Origin of the sequence: Sphingomonas sp. BT-65, assembly GCF_026107375.2 — a bacterium.
In the GTDB taxonomy this organism is placed as follows: domain Bacteria; phylum Pseudomonadota; class Alphaproteobacteria; order Sphingomonadales; family Sphingomonadaceae; genus Sphingomonas.
This window is the reverse complement of sequence record NZ_JAPCIA010000002.1, coordinates 538597-557488: the sequence shown is the minus strand read 5'-3', so window position 1 is coordinate 557488 and position 18892 is coordinate 538597. Positions and strand designations below refer to the sequence as shown.

Annotated in this window: 16 protein-coding genes; 7 read left to right on the top strand and 9 right to left on the bottom strand. The window is 69.1% G+C overall.

The annotated features are described in order from the left end of the window. Positions 1 to 315: 315 nt before the first annotated feature. From OK349_RS17200 to OK349_RS17165, 8 genes are read right to left on the bottom strand one after another with little or no spacing between them, the layout of a single operon-like run. A complete protein-coding gene (locus OK349_RS17200) occupies positions 316 to 1464 on the bottom strand; it encodes a glycosyltransferase family 4 protein (RefSeq protein WP_265119133.1) in 1149 nt (382 codons plus the stop codon). Continuing rightward, the gene (locus OK349_RS17195; RefSeq protein ID WP_265119132.1) at positions 1461 to 2168 is read right to left on the bottom strand and encodes an HAD family hydrolase; all 708 of its coding nucleotides are present in this window, start codon (positions 2166 to 2168) and stop codon (positions 1461 to 1463) included. Before OK349_RS17195 ends, OK349_RS17200 begins: the two co-directional genes overlap by 4 nt. After that, positions 2165 to 3181, bottom strand: a complete 1017-nt coding sequence (locus tag OK349_RS17190) for an ATP-grasp domain-containing protein (protein WP_265119131.1) — start codon at positions 3179 to 3181, stop codon at positions 2165 to 2167. The genes OK349_RS17195 and OK349_RS17190 overlap by 4 nt, the downstream gene beginning before the upstream one ends. Beyond that, positions 3181 to 3867 (bottom strand): PIG-L deacetylase family protein, encoded by a 687-nt coding sequence (locus OK349_RS17185; RefSeq protein ID WP_265119130.1) that lies wholly within the window; start codon positions 3865 to 3867, stop codon positions 3181 to 3183. Before OK349_RS17185 ends, OK349_RS17190 begins: the two co-directional genes overlap by 1 nt. Then, positions 3864 to 4778, bottom strand: a complete 915-nt coding sequence (locus OK349_RS17180; protein ID WP_265119129.1) for a formyltransferase family protein — start codon at positions 4776 to 4778, stop codon at positions 3864 to 3866. Before OK349_RS17180 ends, OK349_RS17185 begins: the two co-directional genes overlap by 4 nt. After that, positions 4750 to 6510 carry a sugar transferase gene (locus tag OK349_RS17175; protein ID WP_265119128.1) on the bottom strand — a complete coding sequence of 587 codons (1761 nt, stop codon included), beginning with the start codon at positions 6508 to 6510 and terminating at the stop codon, positions 4750 to 4752. The genes OK349_RS17180 and OK349_RS17175 overlap by 29 nt, the downstream gene beginning before the upstream one ends. Next, complete coding sequence (locus OK349_RS17170; protein WP_265119127.1) at positions 6507 to 7751, bottom strand: glycosyltransferase; 1245 nt, start codon at positions 7749 to 7751, stop codon at positions 6507 to 6509. The genes OK349_RS17175 and OK349_RS17170 overlap by 4 nt, the downstream gene beginning before the upstream one ends. Then, on the bottom strand, positions 7748 to 8983 hold the full coding sequence (locus OK349_RS17165; protein ID WP_265119126.1) for a glycosyltransferase family 4 protein: 1236 nt from the start codon (positions 8981 to 8983) through the stop codon (positions 7748 to 7750). The genes OK349_RS17170 and OK349_RS17165 overlap by 4 nt, the downstream gene beginning before the upstream one ends. A gap of 316 nt (positions 8984 to 9299) precedes the next feature. On the opposite strand from OK349_RS17165, the gene OK349_RS17160 reads away from it, so the two are divergent. From OK349_RS17160 to OK349_RS17130, 7 genes are all read left to right on the top strand, one after another. After that, on the top strand, positions 9300 to 11249 hold the full coding sequence (locus tag OK349_RS17160; RefSeq protein WP_265119125.1) for a polysaccharide biosynthesis protein: 1950 nt from the start codon (positions 9300 to 9302) through the stop codon (positions 11247 to 11249). Beyond that, positions 11242 to 12501, top strand: coding sequence for a DegT/DnrJ/EryC1/StrS family aminotransferase (locus OK349_RS17155; RefSeq protein WP_265119124.1), 1260 nt, complete (start codon positions 11242 to 11244; stop codon positions 12499 to 12501). Before OK349_RS17160 ends, OK349_RS17155 begins: the two co-directional genes overlap by 8 nt. A 28-nt stretch (positions 12502 to 12529) precedes the next feature. Beyond that, positions 12530 to 13372: a sulfotransferase family protein gene (locus tag OK349_RS17150; RefSeq protein WP_265119123.1), complete on the top strand. Its 843-nt coding sequence runs from the start codon at positions 12530 to 12532 to the stop codon at positions 13370 to 13372. Continuing rightward, positions 13369 to 14652 carry an O-antigen ligase family protein gene (locus OK349_RS17145; RefSeq protein ID WP_265119122.1) on the top strand — a complete coding sequence of 428 codons (1284 nt, stop codon included), beginning with the start codon at positions 13369 to 13371 and terminating at the stop codon, positions 14650 to 14652. The genes OK349_RS17150 and OK349_RS17145 overlap by 4 nt, the downstream gene beginning before the upstream one ends. A gap of 99 nt (positions 14653 to 14751) precedes the next feature. Beyond that, positions 14752 to 15312: a polysaccharide biosynthesis/export family protein gene (locus tag OK349_RS17140; RefSeq protein WP_265119121.1), complete on the top strand. Its 561-nt coding sequence runs from the start codon at positions 14752 to 14754 to the stop codon at positions 15310 to 15312. 10 nt (positions 15313 to 15322) lie between these two features. Further along, complete coding sequence (locus tag OK349_RS17135) at positions 15323 to 16567, top strand: outer membrane beta-barrel protein (protein ID WP_265119120.1); 1245 nt, start codon at positions 15323 to 15325, stop codon at positions 16565 to 16567. After that, positions 16567 to 17967, top strand: coding sequence for a pectate lyase family protein (locus OK349_RS17130; RefSeq protein WP_265119119.1), 1401 nt, complete (start codon positions 16567 to 16569; stop codon positions 17965 to 17967). The genes OK349_RS17135 and OK349_RS17130 overlap by 1 nt, the downstream gene beginning before the upstream one ends. Before the next feature lies 1 nt (position 17968). On the opposite strand, the gene OK349_RS17125 is transcribed toward OK349_RS17130, so the two are convergent. Continuing rightward, on the bottom strand, positions 17969 to 18814 hold the full coding sequence (locus OK349_RS17125; protein ID WP_265119118.1) for a hypothetical protein: 846 nt from the start codon (positions 18812 to 18814) through the stop codon (positions 17969 to 17971). Between the last annotated feature and the right edge of the window lie 78 nt (positions 18815 to 18892).

Here is an 18892-nt window from a genome sequence, read left to right as displayed (position 1 = left end):
TATTTCACTGGGGCGACCCAATTTCTCCTTATATGTCCAAAGTTGGAACAAAAAATATCCTACTTTAATATATACTAAGATATCTATGCCGATATTAACCCATTGTGCGGCTAAAGGCATGCGCAAGTGTGTCAAAATGGAATATTGTTCGTTGGGCCATTCAACGCAGGCGGGCGATCCATCGTCTCAGTAGAATCCCTCAGTTCGACTCAGCCGGGTCCGCGCTAAACTTGGGACGCGACCGGAACATTGCCGCCCGGCAATGTTCTGAACTCGGATGGCGGCTTCGCGAGGGGCCGCCATTCCCTTTCGGGATCACGAAAAACCCTCTTCAAGCCCGTGACCCCTCACATGGGTGATGTCGCTCGCGCCATTGGACAGGCAGGCCACTGGATTGGCGATCAGGCGCAGCCAGCGGTCGAGAATGATAGCTTCACCGAATTGACGGGCGCGTTCGATGGCCTTGGCACCCAATTGCCGGCGCCGCGCCTCCGAGGACATGATCTCCGCCAACCGATCCGCGAACTGCCCGACATCCTCCGGCGGCACCAGGATGCCGCTGACCTCGGGTTCGATCATGTCCGACGGCCCGAAGTCGCAATCGCTGGCGACCACGGCCAACCCCGCCTGCATGGCTTCCCCGACGACGTTGGCGAATCCTTCATAGCGGGAGGAGAGCGCGAACATGCTGGCGGCGGCGATCCATTCGCCATGCCGCTCGGTTCTGCCGGGAAGGCGCACGCGGTCCTGGAGCCGGTGTTCCCGGACCATCGCCTCGAGCCGCGGCCGCTCCGGCCCCTCGCCGAAGATGAGCAGGCTCCAGTCGGGGAAGCGATTCGCGATCCGGGCGAATGCCCGGATGAGCAGGTCGAACCCTTTCTGCTCGGTCAGGCGGCCCACGGCCACCAGCTGCGGCGCGCCCGTCTCGCGCGGCCGGAATGCGAGCGTGGGAATCGGATTCGGAATGACGATCGCACGCGATCGTTCCGCAACCGGCAGCCGCGCCTTGCCGCGCTCGGTCAGCATCACGATCGCGGTGGCGCGGGGATAGAGATGGTGGAGCATCACGCGCCAAAGCGGGTGTGCGGGCTGCCGATCCGGATTGTTGCGCTCGGAGACGATGACGGGTGTGCGCCTGCCGAGCATGGCCAGCAAGGTCAGCACATTGATCTTGGTGAGGAACGATATGACGACGTCGAATCGCCCGCCGGAAAGCGCGCGCCGAAGCGCGATCAGGCGACGGATGCTCCTGCCGAACCGGGACAATCCCTCGCCCCCCGCGGGCAGTGCGAGACGCACGAGTTCGACGCGCGGATCGATCTTGTGGAAGACTGGATCGCCGGGCGCGTCGAAAGTGATCAGCGTGACGCGCCACCCGCGGGCGATCGCCGCGCTGGCGATCTCGCTGAGGACCCGTTCTGCCCCACCCGCTTCCAGAGCCGACAGGACGAACGCCACGTTCATGCGCGCAGCTTCATGAAAACCGGGTCGAACAGGCTCTCGACTCGCTGCCGCGTCAGGTCGCGCAGCGACCGGATGCGCGTGTCGGCGTGATGCCGCTCGCTCGGCGGGTTGCGGGGATGGACCGCGCTGGGCCGGTCGATTTGCACCGTTGCCCAGCCGAGCGCGCGCGGCGCGAGGAAATCCTTGGCCGGATTGTCCGCGACATAGACGAACCGGCTCGACCGGCCGCGATGGGCAGCCTCGACCGCTTCGAAGGCGCGCCGGTGCGGCTTCCAATAGTCCCGGCCCCAGTCGTCGGTGAAGATGAGCGGGTCGAAGGGGTAGCGCGGCAGTCCGAGCACGGCGGCCTTGCGCCGCTGCGTCTTGCCGAAACCGTCGCTGATCAACGCAAGGCTGAACCCGTGATCGCCGGCGAGAAACACACGCGCGTCCGTGGCGAGCCGGATGCGGGGGACATGATCGCGGTAGACAGCCACCATCGCCGCGATCGTCGACGGATCGGCCGGCGCGCCCAGCTCCGCCAGCGTCGCGTCGAACAGCAGCTCGCGGCGGCCGGCGTTCCAGAGCCTGATCGCCGTGGCGGCAAACCCGGGCACGCCGAGCTGCCATTGAACCCAAATGTCGACCGAACGGATGCCGCTGCGGACATACTCGGACTCGCGATAGAGCGTATCGTCGAGGTCGAAGACGATCGTCGTGTTCATAGCCGGACGAAGATCGCCGCATCGAACCGCAGCATCGCGACGCCGGCGGTCCATTCGTTCGCGGCGGTGCTGGGAAGTGCGAGCCGCTCCTCGATCAGCCATTGCGCGAAGTTCGCGCCGGCATAGTCGGCGAGCGGGTAGCCGCCGCCGAAGCGCGCGTTGATCTCGAACACCTTGGCGGAGCCGTCGGCGGCGATGATCGCCTGATAGCAGAGCGCGCCATAGGGGCCGGGCAGGCAGGCGGCCATTTGCCCGGCGATTTCCATCAGCTGATCCTGCCGCCCGGTCACGCCCTTCTCGACTTCACCGGCGCGAACCTGCACGCGGCGATGCGGCACGACCGAACGCAGGGCGCCCGCGCGGTCGAAATAGATATTGACCGTCCATTCCTCGCCCTCGAGCAGCTCCTGCACGACCATCGGCTCCGGCGCGATCCCGGTCAGTGCGCCGAGATCGTCGACCCGCGTGATCGCGCGTCCCGCGCTTCCGCTTCGGGGCTTGACGATCGCGGGTCCGTTCCAGTCCCGCCGGTCCGCCAGTGCCAGGTCGATGGTCCGCGGAACCGGAATCCCGTGCTCGGCGAGGAAGGTGGCGGTCCGCAGCTTGTCCCGGCAGATCTCGATCACTCGACGATCGCCCACCGCCACCGTCGTGCCGACCGCCGCAAGCCGCTCGCGCGCTTCCGCGAGCGGCAGCAGTTCGGGGTCGATCGTGGGCACGACGAGCCCGACATTATATTCGCGGCAGATCGCCTCAATGGCCGGGATGTAGTCCGGATCGTCCGCATAGGGCACGCGCACCGCCAGGTCGGAGAGCCGGCAGGCGGCGCTCCATTCGGGCTGCACGTCGCAGGCGATGATGCGCAGATCGACGTGGAGATTGGCGGCAGCGCGGCGGAACGCACGCAACAGGCCAACGCGCCGCCCCGCCGAACAGAGCAGCATCGTCAGCTGCCGGTCGTGGCCCGTGATTGGCGGGATCTCCAGCGCCTGGTCCCTAATGAGCTGGTGCATCAGATTATCTCCCGGATGAGCAGGAAGGCTTCCGCCGCCCGCCGATGGACCGTGGCCCCGCGCAGGGTCGCGAGCGCGCGCAAGGCTTCGGGCGAACGCTCGTTCGGAAAGGCGCGGCATTGCGACTGGTAGCAGGCGAAGGCGTCGAGCTTGCGCTCGAGCATCTCGTGGATGTCGACGAAGATGTTGGGCACGAACGAGGGGTCGAGGTGCGGCGCCGACCAGTTGGTCTCCGACAGCGTCTCATAGGCGTAGATTCGGACGGGATAGTTCCAGCTGTGCGGCCGCGCGGCGACGAGCGCGGAGCGGAAGATCAGCTGGTGATCGAGATGAATGTCGCCCACGAACGGCAGGAACAGCGTATCCGGCTCCACTGCCGCGAACAGCGCGCTCATCGTCGCGTTGAGCTCGGCATGGGGGACGCGGTCGAGCCCGGCGGCGGGATGGTCGAGATGGTGGGTTTGCGCGACGCCGAGCAGCGCATGCGCGGCCGAAGCCTCCTGCCGGACTCGCTCGACATCCTCTTCGCTATAGCGCGGCGGCGTTCCCCGGGTCGCGATCGCGACATGGACGTCGTGACCGGCCGCGGCGAGGCGCGCGATCGTGCCGCCGCATCCGAGAATCTCGTCATCGGGGTGCGGCGCGACGACCAGGACGGTCCCCATGCGCGCCAGGGGATCGGTCATGTGCCGCCCCCGAGCACGCTGTGCAGCATCGGCGCGCCGGACGCCGCGGTTTCGAAGTCCAGAACATGGAGCGCGCGGCCGTCGCCGCAACGGACCGCGAAGCCGGTCGCATCGCGCAGGACGACCTGACCTGGGCTGGCATGCTGGCGGTCGGCGCAGGCGCAGGCGCGAGCCGCCCAGATCGTGACGCGCTCACCGGAGGCCTCGGTGAAGGCGCCCGGATAGGGCCGGCCGACCGCGCGCACCAGCCGCTCGACCTGGTCCGCGGGCTCGCGCCAGTCGATCCGCCCGTCCGCCGGACGGCGGCGCGTCGCCCAGGTGGCAACCGCCTCGTCCTGCGCGTCACCGGGGACCGGACCCTCGGCCAGCTGCGGGAGCAACTCGCGCAGCATCGCGTCGAGCGCGGTCATATGCTTGGCGTAGAGCGTTGCGGCGGTCTCGCCGGGCGCGACATGGAAGAAGCGCTGGGCGAGCAGCGGGCCGCTGTCGACCCCGTCGTCGATCCAGAACAGGCTCGAGGCGGTGATCTTCTCGTCGAGCAGGATCGTCCACGGGATCACTGCCCGCCCACGCAGCCGGGGCAGGGGAGCGGGGTGATAGCCGACCACGCGGCCTCCCGCAGCGGCGCGGAACTCGGGGCCGCAGATCTGCGACCAGCCGATCACGAACACGATGTCGGCGGCGAGCCCTCGCATCTCCTCGAGAAAGGCCGGCGCGTTGCACTGCGCGACAGGAAGCAGCGATGCGCCGTGGCGCGCGGCGACCGGGGCGAGGTCGATGAAATCGGAGTGCCGCGCGGCAAGCTCGGGCGGCAGCGTCGCGATGGCGGCGAGCTCCCAGCCCGGCGTGGCGGCGATGGCGTCGGCTGCGACGCGCGTGCCCTCAACCGCGCCGATCAGCAGTGCGCGCATAAGCCCTCCCGATGTTGAGGTCGCTGATGCGTTCGCCATGGGTGAGCATTGCCAGGGTGCGCAGGACGATCTTGGCGTCGCGCGCGAGCGAGCGGTTGTCGATATACCAGAGATCGAGCGCGAGCTTGTCGGCGTCGCTGAGCAGCGCGTTGCCGTTCACCTGCGCCCAGCCGGTGAGGCCCGGCCGCACCGCGCCGCGGCGCTTGCCGCGCTCGCCCATCGCGTCCACCGTCTCGGGGAGCAGCGGGCGCGGGCCGACGAAGCTCATCTCGCCGCGCGCGATGTTCCACAGCTCGGGCAGCTCGTCGAGCCGGCTGCGCCGCAACAGGCGGCTGAAGCCGGTGAGGCGCGCCGCGTCGGGGAGGAGTCGCCCGTCCCCGGTGCTCGCGTGGGACATGGAGCGGAACTTGACCAGCTGGAATGTCCGTCCGCCCTGGCCCGCGCGGCGCTGGCGGAACAGCACCGGCCGGCCGAGCATCAGCGCGACCGCGCCGGCGACCAGCAGCAGGAGCGGCGCCGCCGCGACCAGCGTCAGCATCGCGAGCCCGCGTTCCGCAAGCCGGTAGTCGCTCAGCGCGCGCCGCGGGTGTGGCACGGGCGGCGCGCCGGTCAGGCTCATCTCGCCGAGCAGTTGCGCGTTGACCTTGTCGACGCGGAAGCGCTGCTGCGCCAGCTGCCGCGAGTGCGCGCCCATCGACCGGACCAGTGCGGGATCGGCGGCGAGCTGCGCCATCGCCTGCGCCAGCGCGGGCGCGTCGCGCGGGGGAATGAGCAAGCCGTTCTCGCCCGGCACCACCGTTTCGCGGCAGCCCGGCATATCGGTGGTGATGATCGGCCGACCGGTCGCCATGGCTTCGAGGATCGTCCGCGGCAGCCCCTCGCGATACCAGGTCGGCAGCACGAACACGCTCGCCTGGGCGAGCCAGGGGCGAACGTCGCGCGTCGCGCCGAGATACTCGATCCCGCGCGCGCGCCACGTTTCGACCTCCTCGGCGGCGAACCCCGCCGGCCCCGATTCGTGCGGGCCGAGGATCTGGAACCGCGCATCGGGATAGAGGTCCCGGACCGACGCCGCAGCCTCGACGAACTCGCCAATGCCCTTGTTGCGCATCAGCCGTGCGATCAGGAGGAACACAGGCGCCCCCTCCGGAACCGGGACGTGCCGGAAGTCGGTGGTGTCGATCCCCGAGCCGGGAACCTGGACGATGCGGCGGCCGCGTCCGACAATGCCATGGCGGCGCATCTCGTCCGCATCGTCGGCGTTGAAGACGAAGATGCCGGCCGCACGTGCAACCGCCACGCGGTAGAGTAGCGACGTCAGCCGCCGCAGCGTGGCGCGAGTCCAGGACGCCGGCCCGTCCTCCGAATAGACGTGCCCCAGGCCGCTCACCATCGCGAAGAAACGCGCGCCTCCGCCCGCCAGCCGCGCGGCGATGCCGCCATAGACGATCGGCTTCTGCGTATAGGCGAGGATGATGTCGGGCGCCTCGGCGCGGATGGTCCTCACCATCGCGCGCAGCGTGCGGAGATCGCGCCACGGATTGGTCCCCGTGCGGTCCATCGGCACCTGCCGGAAGCGGACGCCCATCGCCGACAGCTTGGCGATCGTCGCGGGGTCTTCGTCCGGCGCGCATGCGACCACGTCGTGACCCTCGGCGATCATCTCGCGCAGCAAGGCGCCCCGGAAGTTGACCAGGGAGTAAGCGAGGCTCGCGAGCACGAGGACCTTCATGCCTGGCTAACTCCCGCATCGCTCGCCAGCGTGCTCGCGCTGGCGCGCGCGGTGTCTCGCGTGATCCGCTGCACGGCGCTGGCGTAGAGCCGGCGGTATTGGACGGCGATGTCGTTGATGTCGAAATGGGCGATGGCGCGCGCACGGCCCGCCGCGCCGAGGCTCCGCCGCGCGTCCCCGTCCAGCGCCGCGATCCGCTCGAGCGCGGCGCCCATCGCCTCGGCATCGCGCGGCGGGACGATCAGGCCCCCCTCGCCGAGCACCCAGGCGCTGTCGCCGACATCGGTGGCGATGCAGGGCACGCCGCACGCCATCGCTTCGCCCAGGATGTTGGGAAACGCCTCACCCCAGGCGGAGGAGAGCGCGAGCAGATCGAGTCCCGGCAGCCAATCGGCGATATCGGTTCGCTCGCCCGCCAGCGTCACCGCCTCGGGCGGCAGGCACGCCGCGATCGCCTGCCGCAACGCGGCGTCAGGCCGGTCCATCCCGGGTCCGACGAGGAGCAGCCGCAGGTCGTGGCCTGCAGCGCGCGCGCGCGCGATCGCATGGACCAGCATCGCATGGTCCTTCATCGGATGGTTGCGCGCGATCATCCCCACGAGGATTCCGTCGCCGGGAAGATCGAACAGCATCCGCAGCCGCCCGCGCGCCGCGGGATCGGGGTGGTAGCGCGACAGGTCGAAACCGTTGGGGATGTGGATCGCACGCGAGGGATCGAAGCCGATCGCGGCATGTTCCATGGCCGCGACGCGCGAATTGTAGATGATGCCGTCCACGGATCGCGACAACCGCGCGCTGAGTGCGAACAGCGCCCGGTTGCTGCGTTTCTCGACTCTCGGGTCGGCGACCGAGTGGCGCACGTTCCAGAACACCGGCACTTTTCGCCCCGCCGCGAGGCCGGCGACGCTCGCGGCGAGATTGCCGTGGTACATCCAGCCCTGGAGGATGTCGGGCCGCAGCATGGCCGTGATCCGCAGCAGCCGCAGCGTCGCGACCGGGCCGGGGAACCCGCGCGACATGCCCAGCGTGTAGGTCGGGCAGCCGGTGTCCCGCAGCCGCGGCGCGAGCGTGCCGGGCCGCATCAGCGAGAGCACCGCGGGCCGCGCGCATTTGCGCTTGGCGACGCCGGCCTCGACCAGCTTGACGAGCATCGTCTGCGCGCCGCCGACGTCGAGGCTGGTCGTGACATGCTGTACGAGCCCCGGCATCGCCGAAGCGGCACGATAGGATGGCGCGATCATGCTGCGAGCACCTCCCGATAGATTGCCGTGACCTTCTTGACGTGATGCCCGACGCTGAACTTCAGCAGCGCTTCCTGCTTGGCGCGATGGGCGATCGTGGCCGCCAGCTCGGGGTGATCGATCAGCTCGAGTATGTGCGCCGCCAGATCGGCGGGATCGTCGACGCGCGCGAGCAGGCCATTGCCGCGATTGCGGATCGCCTCGAGATTGCCGCCGGATGCTGCCGCCACGACCGGCGTGCCGACCAGCATCGCTTCGACGAGCGTGCGCCCGAAGGGCTCGTCCACGGCGGGAACCACGAGCGCGTCGCTGGCCGCGAGCCAGGGCTCGACGGGCTGGACGAACCCGATGATCCGGACGAGGTCGGCGACCCCGACTTCATCGATCCGCGCGCGGAGACGTGCCTCGATCCCGGGCTCGAACTCCTCGCCAAACATCAGCGCGACCAGCGGGAGGTTCGGCCGCCGCTGACGCAGCGCGGCGATCGTCTCGACGAAGATGAGCGGGCGCTTGCGTGCGGAGAAATGGCCCAGAAAGGCCAGGACGACGGTCTCCGGACCGATGCCGAGACGGGATTCGAGCGCGGCGCGCGCCGCCTCGCGATCGATCTCGGCGATCGAGGTGTCGAACGGGCTGTAGACGGCGGAGGACTTGCGGCGCGCCGACCAGAAGCCCGGGTCGGGGGCGGCGTAGTTGGAGACGCACAGCACGCGGCTCGCCAATAGCGGCGCCTGGACGCGCAGGCCGCGGGCGCGGGGATGGCCGCGATGGTGCCAGATGTGGCGCGCGCCGGCGAGCCGCGTGGGCAACGCCCAGGTCGCGTGCATCGGCCCTTCATTGGTATGGACGATGCGGATGTCGCGTTCCTTCAGATAGGCGCGCATGCGCAGCACGTCCGGGAGGTACCGGATGACCTCGCGCGCCGCGGCGCGATCGCCCGGCCGCCAGACATGCACCGGGGGAGCAAGCTCGAAGCGGATGCCTTCGCGCTCGACGAAATCGCGCAGCGGACCCTCCAGGCTGTGCAGGAGGACGAGCGGTTCGAACTCGGTCGAATCGAGCGACTGGACGAGCTTGAGCGCCGACACATGGCTTCCCCCGATCAGCCCGCCGGCGAACGGAAAGCAGATCCGCGTGCGCATCGAATAGGCCGGATGCGCGCGGGTGCCATGCCCCTGCGCGGCGAGCGCCGCGATGCCTTCTTGTATGGTGGTTGTGCGTCGTTCGATCATCATCGATCGCTCGGCCCCTGCTCAGACAGCGAGGGGTTGTCGCGCATCGAACCCGCACCCGCCACGGCAACTTCGGACACTGCCCAAAGGAATCAGCGCCGTGGACTGGCTGCTCCTTTGTCCTGCGTCCGATCAAGAAGGGGTAGGCCGCGGCGCAAGCGGTGCGCGTGCTGTCCTTTCGAACGAACCTCGATGCCCGACTTATTGCCCCCCTGCTTCGAGGTTAGCTTTCCGGTCACGGGAATCCCGCGGGAAGACCACCCAAGTCTGACGGGGGCAACAGATGATCATAACTTTCGAAAACCGTTCCTCATCTTTGGTCCGTGCCGCGTCGATCTACCTGATCGACGGGTTGATCGCGGGTGTTTCGCTGGCGGCCGCGATCAGCCTTCGCGTGGGGTCGCTGCGCGCCGGGGAGGTGCTGGAAGAACACCGCGCGACACTGCCCCTGTTCGTCGCCGTCGCGCTGGTCACCTTCGCGGCGATGCGGCTGCACCGGCGGGTGTGGCGCTATTCCTCGACCGACGAGATTTTCGAGATCATCAAGGCGGCGAGCATTGCCGTGTTCTCCTATGTCGCGCTGCTGATCGTGATCGGCGGCGCGGGGTGGCTGCCGCGCTCGATCCCGGTCATCCAGTGGCTCGTGCTGGTGGTGCTGATGGGCGGGGCGCGGATGGCGCGGCGCCTTGCCGCGGAATATCTGGGCGGGCGCTTCCATCCGCCCGCGTCGGCGGCGAGCCCGGAAAGCATGAAGCGTCCGGCGCTGCTGTTCGGCTCAAGCGACGATATCGAACAGCTGCTGCGGCAGCTCGAACGCGAACCCGACGCGGCGTTCCGCGCGGTCGGGATCCTCGACGAGGCTGGCGCGCATACCGGCGCGCGTGTGCGCGGCGTGCCCGTGATGGGGCGGCCGGCGGATCTGTCGCGAGTCGTCGGCAGCCTCGCCGCCAGGGACGAGCGCCCGGCGTGCCTGATCTTCGCCGGGCCGGTCGAACGGCTGCAGCGGATGGCGATGGTCGACATCATCGCACAGGCGCAGAGCCTCGAGCTGGAGATCGCCTATCGCCCCGGCTTCATCGGCTTCGCGCCCGAGCCTGGCGCCAGCCTCGACTTCCGCTTCCTCAACGTCGCGGATCTCCTGGGGCGGCCGCAGGCGCCGCTCGACGGCCGCATCGTCGCGGGCATGATCAGCGGGCGGCGAATCCTCGTCACCGGTGCGGGCGGCACGATCGGGCGCGAGCTGGTGCGGCAGATCGCCGAATTCGAGCCGGCGCAGCTCGTGCTGCTCGATGCGAACGAGTTCAACCTTTACGACGTCGATCTGGAGCTGCGGGAGAGCCATCCGCAGGTCGCGCGTACGCCGGTGCTCTGCTCGATCCGCCAGCGCAGGCAGGTGATGCAGGTCTTCGCCGACCATCGCCCGGAGCTGGTCTTCCACGCCGCGGCGCTGAAGCATGTGCCGCTCGTCGAGATGCATCCTTTGGCGGGGGTCCAGACCAACGTGCTGGGCACACGCAACGTGGCCGATGCGGCGCGCCGCTACGGCGTGCGGGCGATGGTGCAGGTGTCGACCGATAAGGCGGTCAATCCGGTCGGGTTCATGGGCGTCACCAAGCGGCTGGGCGAACTCTATTGCCAGGCGCTGGACATGGCGAGCCGGGGCGATCCCGACGCGCCGCGCTTCATCACCGTACGGTTCGGTAACGTGCTGGGGTCGAGTGGCTCACTGATCCCGCTGTTCCAGCGCCAGCTGAGCCGCGGCGGGCCGCTCACCGTCACGCACCCGGAGATCGAGCGCTTCTTCATGACTGTGCACGAGGCGGTGCAGCTGATCCTGCAAAGCGCGTCGCGCGGCCTGCGCGACGGCATGCATCATGGCCGGATCTTCGTGCTCGACATGGGCGATCCGATTCGCGTGATCGACATCGCGCGCCGGATGATCCGGCTTGCCGGGCTCGACCCCGAGCTCGATGTCGGGATCGACATCATCGGGCTGCGGCCGGGCGAGAAGCTCTACGAGGAGCTGTTCGATGTCGAGGAGGAACGGCTGCCGTCCTCGATCCCGGGCGTGTTCGAGGCGGAACCGCGCCCGATCCCGCTGCGGACGCTGAACGAAGCGTTCGATGCGCTTGAGCGCGCCAGCGACGAAGCCGACGACAGGGCGTGCGTCGTCATTGCAACGGGCCTGCTTGACCGGAAGGAGGCGCTGCTTGCCGAGGTGGCGGCGATCCCGGCAAGCCGGACGCGGATCGCGGCACATGGCTGAGGTGGCTGTATCCGTCGCCGCTCAGCGGCGTCCCGCCGCCCGCCTGACGGCGCCGCGTCCCGTCGTCGCGCGGGATGTCGGCCCCATCCGATCGCGCTGGCCGGTCTATGCCGAAGACGAGATCGCTGCCGTCACCGCCGTGCTGCGCAGCGGCAAGGTGAATGCCCTGCATCATGGCGAGCAGACCCGCGCCTTCGAGCAGGCGTTCGCCGAGCGCTGCCGCGCATCTCACGCCATCGCGGTGGCGAACGGCACGCTGGCGCTGGAGCTGGCACTCCGCGCGCTCGGCGTGGGGGTCGGGGATGAGGTGGTCGTGCCGGCGCGCAGCTTCATGGCTTCGGCGAGCTGCGCTGCCGCCGTGGGCGCGACGCCGGTCTTTGCCGATATCGATCTCGACTCGCAGGCGATCAACCCGCACACGATCGCCGCCGCGCTCACGCCGCGGACGCGCGCGATCATCGTCGTGCACCTCGCCGGCTGGCCCGCGCCGATGCAGGAGATCATGGTGCTCGCGCGGGCGATGGGACTGCTCGTAATCGAGGATTGCGCGCAGGCGCATGGCGCGATGCACGACGGTGCGCCGGTCGGATCGTGCGGCGATGCCGCTGCTTTTTCCTTCTGCACCGACAAGATCATCTCGACGGGTGGCGAGGGTGGTATGCTGGTGCTGCATGACGCCGCGGTGTGGGAGCGCGCCTGGGCGTACAAGGATCATGGCAAGTCGCCGCATGCCGGCGCGGTGATGGGCCCGCCCGGCACCTTCCGCTGGCTGCACGGCAGCCTCGGCAGCAACTATCGCGCGACCGAGATGCAGTCGGCGATCGGGTTGTGCCAGCTCGCCAAGCTCGACTCGTGGATCGCGGCGCGGCAGCGCAATGCGCGGATTCTCAATGCCGCGCTGGCACCGCTGGCCGCGGTGCGGCTGACCTTCCCGCCGTCGAACGTCCACCATGCCTATTACAAATATTATGCCTTCGTGCATCCCGAGCGGCTGGCGCCGGGCTGGACGCGCGATCGCATCGTCGGCGAATGCATCGCCGCTGGCGTGCCGTGCGGCACCGGCAGCTGCCCCGAAATCTATCGCGAGCAAGCCTTTGTCGGTAGCCCGTCCGTACCGTTGAATCCGCTGCCCGTTTCCCGAAGGTTGGGCGAGACCAGCCTGATGCTGCCGGTGGATCCGACGCTCGACGCCGATACGGTCGAGCGGATGGGAGCGATCGTCGCATCGGTGATCGAACGCGCCACCGCCTGAGGGCGGGATTTGAATTCAGGGGGCCTGAATGGATTCGCCGCCGCTTCCCCAGCTGATCGTGATCGGCGCTGCCAAGGCGGCGACGACCTGGATCGCCCACCAGCTCCGCACCCGGCCCGACGTGTGCATGCCGGGGCCCGAGCCGCATTATTTCAGTCGCGAGTTCGACCGGGGCGAGCAGTGGTACCGATCGCTGTTCGCCGGCGCGCGGCCGGGCCAGCTGGTGGCCGAGAAGTCCGCGGACTATCTCGCACACGCCGAGGCGCCGGCGCGGATCGCGGCGCTGCTTCCTTCGGTCCGGCTGATCGCCCAGCTGCGCAATCCGGTGGAGCGCGCCTATTCGGACTATTGCATGCTGTTCCGCCGCGGGCAGGTCGACGGCGACGTCGATCGCCATCTCGACGGCGCGCGCGCGCCCGAGCGGCGTTTCCTGGAGGACGGGCTCTACGGCCGGCACATCCAGCGTTTCCTCGATCATTTCCCGCAGGAGCAGCTCGAGATCATCCTGCACGACGAGATCAAGCGCGACCCCGCGGCGGTGACCGCGAACCTGCTGCGCATGCTCGGCCTGCCGCCGCGCATCGACGGCGAGGCGATCGAGCGGCGCGTGAACGACGGTGCATCACCGGTCGTCCCGCTCGCGCTGCGGCGGCTGCCGGCGCCGGTGAAACGGCTCGCCGATCCGTTGCGGGGCAACCCGCTATTCGAGCGCGCGCGCCGGATGATCGCGCGCCCGGTGCACTATCCGCCGCTGACCGACGACACGCGCAGGCGGCTCGCCGACTTCTACCGCGACGATGTCGAGCAGCTCGGCCGGACGCTGGGGCGGGACCTCGGCGCCTGGACGAACCCGGCGCCGGCCGCGTCATGACTTATGGCAGCATCGCATCGCCCGCCTGGGTGATCGAGGATCAGGACCGCACGCCGTACCATCATGCGATGCTTCGCCTGGCCGGGCCGGTCCTGCTGGCTGCGGTCTTCCTGGCGCCTTACGTCACCTGGCGCATCGTGCCGCCGTACCTGTTCACGTTCAGCGACGCGCTGTTCTGCGTCGCGGCGGTGCTGCTGCTTGCCGGGCGCGGGATCGCGATCCGGCCGCTGCAAGGCTGGTGGGCGCTGTGGATGTTCGGACTGAGCGGCCTGCTGCTCGGCTTCTTTATCGGCAGCGTCGTCAACGGCGATCCGCTGCGCTGGATCATCGTCGCGGTGCAATATGGCTTCGCTTTCGCGGTGCTGCCCGCGCTGTTGCTGCGCGAGCGGCGGGGATCGCTGGTCGCGGCTGCGCTGGCGCTGGTGGCGGGCGTCACCGCGATGGAGCTGTTCGGGTCGGTCGTCTACCATGCGACCGGCGCCTCCTATGAGGCGGCCAAACGCTTCGGCTTCGAGTTCATCACCGGCGCGCACCGGCTCGGTGCCTTCATGGCCGATGCCAACTGGAACGCGGCGATGATCGCGATGACGACGCCGTTCGTGCTCTATCTCGCGCGGATCGGGCGGCTGAACATGATCGTCGCCTTTGCTGCGCTCGGCATCCTCGGCTCGGGCCTGCTGCTGTCGGGATCGTTCACCGGATTCACCAGCACCGCGATCGGCGTGCTGGCGTTCCTGCTGCTCGACTGGGGCAAAAGATCGATCGGCATGCTCCTCGGCATCCTCGCGCTCGGCGGCGCGATCCTCGCCACCGGAGTCGCGCTCCCGACGGCGTTCCAGAACCGCGTGGCGACCGCGCTCGAGGCAGGCGACATCAGCCGGGCGGGCACCTTCGCAGGCCGGATGGAGCTGGTGGAGGAAGCCTGGGGCATTGTCGGCGACACCACGGTGGTCGGGCTCGGCGTCGACCAGTATCGCGTCGTCAGCGCCGACCGGGCGCCGGTGCACAACATCTATCTGCTCGCATGGGCCGAAGGCGGGCTGCTGTCGCTGATCGGCTGGCTGCTGATGATGCTCGTGCCGCTGTCGATCGCCATGCGGACGTTCGTCCAGGACCGGGCGGCCGCCGCGCTGGTCATCGCGGTGACGCTGCCGTTCCTGATCTTCTCCAACGCCGCGCCGCACATGTACGCGCGCAGCTGGGTGGTGCCGCTGATCCTGGCGCTCGGGATCGCGCTCACCCGACCTTCCAACGAGGTGGTGCCCGTCCGCGAGGGCTAACCCATTTGGGGCGTGCGCTGCCCACCATGCGTTCCCCAAGGGACAGGTCGAAACGGTAAACTCGCGTCACTGCCCTGCAATCAGGAAGGGGGAATTGCCGTGAACCGCCGAACGCTGTTGAGTGGCATCTTCGTGTTGCCCGTGGCCGCATGCTCGAGTGCCTATTCCGACCTGCCGGTCGCGAGCGCGGGTTCGACCGCGCGTTACACGCTGGGACCGGGCGACTCGATCAAGGTCGCGGTCTATGGCTTCGACGCGATGGCCGGGAGCTATACCGTCAGCGATGCCGGGACCATCTCGCTCCCCATGCTGAGCACGCTCCAGGTCGCCGGCAAGTCGGCGCCCGAGCTCGAGACCGAGATCGCGAGCGTGCTGCGCACGCGCGACCTCGCGCCCAACGCCAATGTCAGCGTGCAGGTGGAGAAATACCGCCCCTTCTATATCCTGGGCGAGGTCCAGCGGCCCGGCCAATATCCCTATGTGCCGGGCATGACGGTACTCACCGCGGTGTCGATCGCCGGCGGCTATACCTTCCGCGCCAACAAGCGGGTTGCCAGTGTCGACCGGATGAATGGCAGCGCGCGGAGCAAGGCGCGGCTCGATGCCGATTCGCAGGTGCTGCCCGGCGACACCATCGTCGTTCCCGAAGCCTGGTTCTGAGGGGCCGGTCATGGCCAAGCGCCGATCCGTCCCGGCGTGCCGGGCGCTGCCGCTGATCGCGGTTGCCCTGGCCGGGACTGCGCCCCTTGGCGCGCAGGAGGTCCGGCGCGGCGCCTCGCCGCTCGACCTTCCGCGCCCGGGATATGAGCGCCGCCCGATCCGCGTCGGTCCGGCGGAGATGCGGATCGATGTCGAGATCGCCTCGATCTACGACACTAATGTCTATTCGACTTCGCAGGACGAGATCGACGACATCGCGCTGGTCGCGCGGCCGCGAGTCGAGATCGACTGGCAGTCGGCCAACGCCGAGCTGCACGGCGAGGCCTATGCCGACACGCGGCGCTATCTCGACCAGGGCCGTGAAAGCGCGACCAGTTTCGGCGCGGCGGTGTCCGGGCGGATGGCGCCGGCACGCAACCATAGCCTCTCGACCGAGCTGCGCTTCGATCGCGCGGTCGAGAACCGGGCCGACCCGGAAGCACGCGCCAGCATCCTGCTCCCGCCGCGCAAGATCAACATCCTGACGAGCGAGATCGGCTATGCGCTCACCGGCACGCGCATCGGGCTCAACCTTACAGGGGGCGTGCAGAAGTTCGATTTCCTCGACCCGGCGGAGGGCGACCGCGACTTCACGATGCTGCGCGGTTCGGCGCGCGCGACCTGGCGGCCGGCGGCGCCGGTCTCGTTCTTCGTCGAAGGCTATGCCAACCGGCGCAACTTCCGCACCGCGTTCGACATCAGCGGGGTCAACCGCGACGCCACCACCTATGGTGTGCTCGCCGGCGTCAGCCGCGAGGTGAGTGCGCGGCTGCGCGGGCGGATCGGTGCCGGCCTGTTCCGCTTCGATCCCGACGATGGCGCGCTCGACGGCTATACCGGCTTCGCGCTGAGCGGTGACCTCACCTGGAATCCGCGCACGCGCACCGCGGTGACGGCGCAGGTCTTCCGCGGCGACGTCGCCACCGCGCGTGCCGGGGCGAGCGGGCGCACCGACACGCGCGTCGCGGTGACGGTCAGCCAGGAGGCCTATCACAATGTGCTGCTCCATGGCCGCGCGGGCTGGACCCAGAGCAAATATCGCGGAGTGGGCTCCGACACGCTGAACACATGGAGCCTCGCGGCCGAGGGCGAGTATCTCGTCAACCGCACCTTCTCGATCTTCGCCGGTGCGGACTATGCGCGGCGCAGCGCGCGCGATCCGCTGGAGGAGTTTTCGCGCGCGCATGTCCAGGTCGGGCTTCGCGCGCGCTTTTGATGACCATGACGACATTCAGCTCCTCTGTCAGGTCCTTCTTCCGGCTGGCGCGGCCTGCAGCGGTCGTCCTCTGCTGCTCGTTGACCGCGGCTTGCCAGGCGGCCGAGGACGAGCCGATCGTCGAGCGCCCGCTCGCACGCGTGACGCAGGCGGACCGGCCGGCCTTCCCCGGCGCCGAAGGCCATGGCCGCTTCGCGCGCGGCGGCCGCGACGGGCGAATCATCCAGGTGACGACGCTCGCCGATGAGGGGGCTGGTTCGCTGCGCGCCTGCATCGAGGCGGCGGGCCCACGCGTCTGTGTGTTCCGGGTCGGCGGCGTGATCCGCTATGTCCGCGAGCGGCCGATCATCGTGCACCCCAATATCACCATCGCCGGCGAGACCGCGCCGGGCGACGGCATCCTGATCACCCATTCGGGCGGGGAGCACGCCTTCACCCCCTTCGTCGTCAAGAACACGCACGACGTGATCGTCCGCCACATCCGCGTGCGCACCGATCTGCCGGGCGAGCAGCGCGGCGCCAACAGCGCGTTCATCATCGAGAACAGCCGCAACGTGATCCTCGACCATGTCAGCGCGTCCTGGGCGCTCGACGAGAATGTCGGCGGCTATGCCCAGAACGATGCGATTACCATCTCCTGGTCGATCTTCGCCGAGGGCGTGCCGCGCCACGACAAGTGCGCGCTGCTGTCGAGCGATCCCAAGGGGCCGCAACAGCTGAGCTTCATCCGCAACCTCTGCGCACACAATGGCGACCGCAACCCGGACGTGAACTTCCCGCCCGGCTCGTGCGTCGAGGTGATCAACAACGTGCTGTACAACGCCAGCTCGCAGTTCACCGAAGTGTGGGAGAGCTATGGCGGCACGCCGGCGAACATCGTCGGCAACTATTACCGGCAGGGCCCGAGCACGGCCGGCCGCGCCTACGCCATCGACCGGCCGCTGGTCGGATCGACCGGCAGGGCGCGCATCTACCAGGCCGGCAATGTGATCGACGGCGATCGCGTGACCTTCGCCCCGATCGCGCAGGAGGCGTTCGTCGCGACGCCGGTCTGCCCGCTGCGGAGCGCGGTGCTGGACGCGCGCGCGGCCTATGCGCAAGTGCTCGGCGGGGCGGGGGCCTTTCCCCGCGATGCGGTCGATGTTCGGATCGCGGACGAGGTCCGCTCGCGCACGGGCAAGATCGGGCGCGAAAATCGCGTCCTTCCGGTGCTGCGCGCCGGCACGCCCTATGCCGATGCCGATGGCGACGGCATGTCCGATGCGTGGGAGCGCCACCGCAAGCTCGATCCCGCGCGCAACGACGCGTGGGGAGACGCCGACGGCAATGGCTGGGCCAATCTCGAGGAGTTCCTGAACTACGCCCACGAGACGCGGCTGGCGGGACGCGTCGTGCGCTAGGTCAGCCGGCAAGCTCCATCACCAGATCCTCGACCTCGGACCCCGTACCGTAGCGGTCGATGATCGCCAGCCGCCGTCCCTCGCCCATCCGGAACAGCGTGCCGCGGTGATCGGACGCGCCATGCGTGCGCAGGACAAGCAGCCATGCCCTCGGGCCGCGGAGATAGGCGATCGTGTTGGCGACCGCGTCGCGAAGCGTATCCGGCGCGAAATAATGGCGGTTGAGCAGGTTGGCCGCGCGTACCAGATCGAACCGTGCGACGAAGGCGTCGTTGCGCCGCGTGATATCGTCCTCGTGCCAGCGGAACGCGCCAGCACGCCGCAGCCGCGGGCTGAGCAGCGCCACTTCCTCGCCGTCGCCGGCCGCGGCGCGCGCCATGGCGGGTTCACGCAGCCGCCATTCGACCAGGGCGCGCACGGCCGCCATCCCGGTCCAGCGGTCGAGCCGCCGCTCCCAGGGACGGACCGCTCGCCCGAGCACCTCATATTGCAGCACATGGCCGTTGGGCTCGACCAGCGCCCGGCAACCATGAGGAAGCGCGACGAGCCGCGCGCGCAGCGACCGGTCGGTGCCGGTCACCTCGACCGCATGGTCCGCGGCACGCAGCGCTTCCATCAGCTCGAGCGTGGTGACGCCGGAGGAGATGCCGAGATCGAGCGCGGTGTCGACCCGGCTGCAATGTGCCGCGAGGGTCGCGACCAGCGCCGCGTCGATCCCGGCCAGCCGCGACGGCTCGGTGCGTTTGAACGTGTTGTTGGCGGTCTTGAGCCGCCCGAAGAAGCGCGCCTCGTCGCGGGCGGTGATCCGCTCCGGCGCGGCGGCGAAGAATGCGCTGGCACAATGCACGGTGGTTCGGCTCCCGGCGGCACCCGGTCAGGCCGGGCTCGCCTTTCGACCTAGCATCCGGCGCGGCGCTGGTGGGGG

What these genes read in the sequence shown, in the direction of transcription:
- OK349_RS17150 (WP_265119123.1), top strand. Translation starts at nt 12,530, where the DNA reads ATGGATTCGCCGCCGCTTCCCCAGCTGATCGTGATCGGCGCTGCCAAG.
- OK349_RS17170 (WP_265119127.1), bottom strand. Translation starts at nt 7,751, where the DNA reads ATGATCGCGCCATCCTATCGTGCCGCTTCGGCGATGCCGGGGCTCGTA.
- OK349_RS17130 (WP_265119119.1), top strand. Translation starts at nt 16,567, where the DNA reads ATGACCATGACGACATTCAGCTCCTCTGTCAGGTCCTTCTTCCGGCTG.
- OK349_RS17200 (WP_265119133.1), bottom strand. Translation starts at nt 1,464, where the DNA reads ATGAACGTGGCGTTCGTCCTGTCGGCTCTGGAAGCGGGTGGGGCAGAA.
- OK349_RS17180 (WP_265119129.1), bottom strand. Translation starts at nt 4,778, where the DNA reads ATGCGCGCACTGCTGATCGGCGCGGTTGAGGGCACGCGCGTCGCAGCC.
- OK349_RS17165 (WP_265119126.1), bottom strand. Translation starts at nt 8,983, where the DNA reads ATGATCGAACGACGCACAACCACCATACAAGAAGGCATCGCGGCGCTC.
- OK349_RS17145 (WP_265119122.1), top strand. Translation starts at nt 13,369, where the DNA reads ATGACTTATGGCAGCATCGCATCGCCCGCCTGGGTGATCGAGGATCAG.
- OK349_RS17135 (WP_265119120.1), top strand. Translation starts at nt 15,323, where the DNA reads ATGGCCAAGCGCCGATCCGTCCCGGCGTGCCGGGCGCTGCCGCTGATC.
- OK349_RS17175 (WP_265119128.1), bottom strand. Translation starts at nt 6,510, where the DNA reads ATGAAGGTCCTCGTGCTCGCGAGCCTCGCTTACTCCCTGGTCAACTTC.
- OK349_RS17190 (WP_265119131.1), bottom strand. Translation starts at nt 3,181, where the DNA reads ATGCACCAGCTCATTAGGGACCAGGCGCTGGAGATCCCGCCAATCACG.
- OK349_RS17155 (WP_265119124.1), top strand. Translation starts at nt 11,242, where the DNA reads ATGGCTGAGGTGGCTGTATCCGTCGCCGCTCAGCGGCGTCCCGCCGCC.
- OK349_RS17195 (WP_265119132.1), bottom strand. Translation starts at nt 2,168, where the DNA reads ATGAACACGACGATCGTCTTCGACCTCGACGATACGCTCTATCGCGAG.
- OK349_RS17185 (WP_265119130.1), bottom strand. Translation starts at nt 3,867, where the DNA reads ATGACCGATCCCCTGGCGCGCATGGGGACCGTCCTGGTCGTCGCGCCG.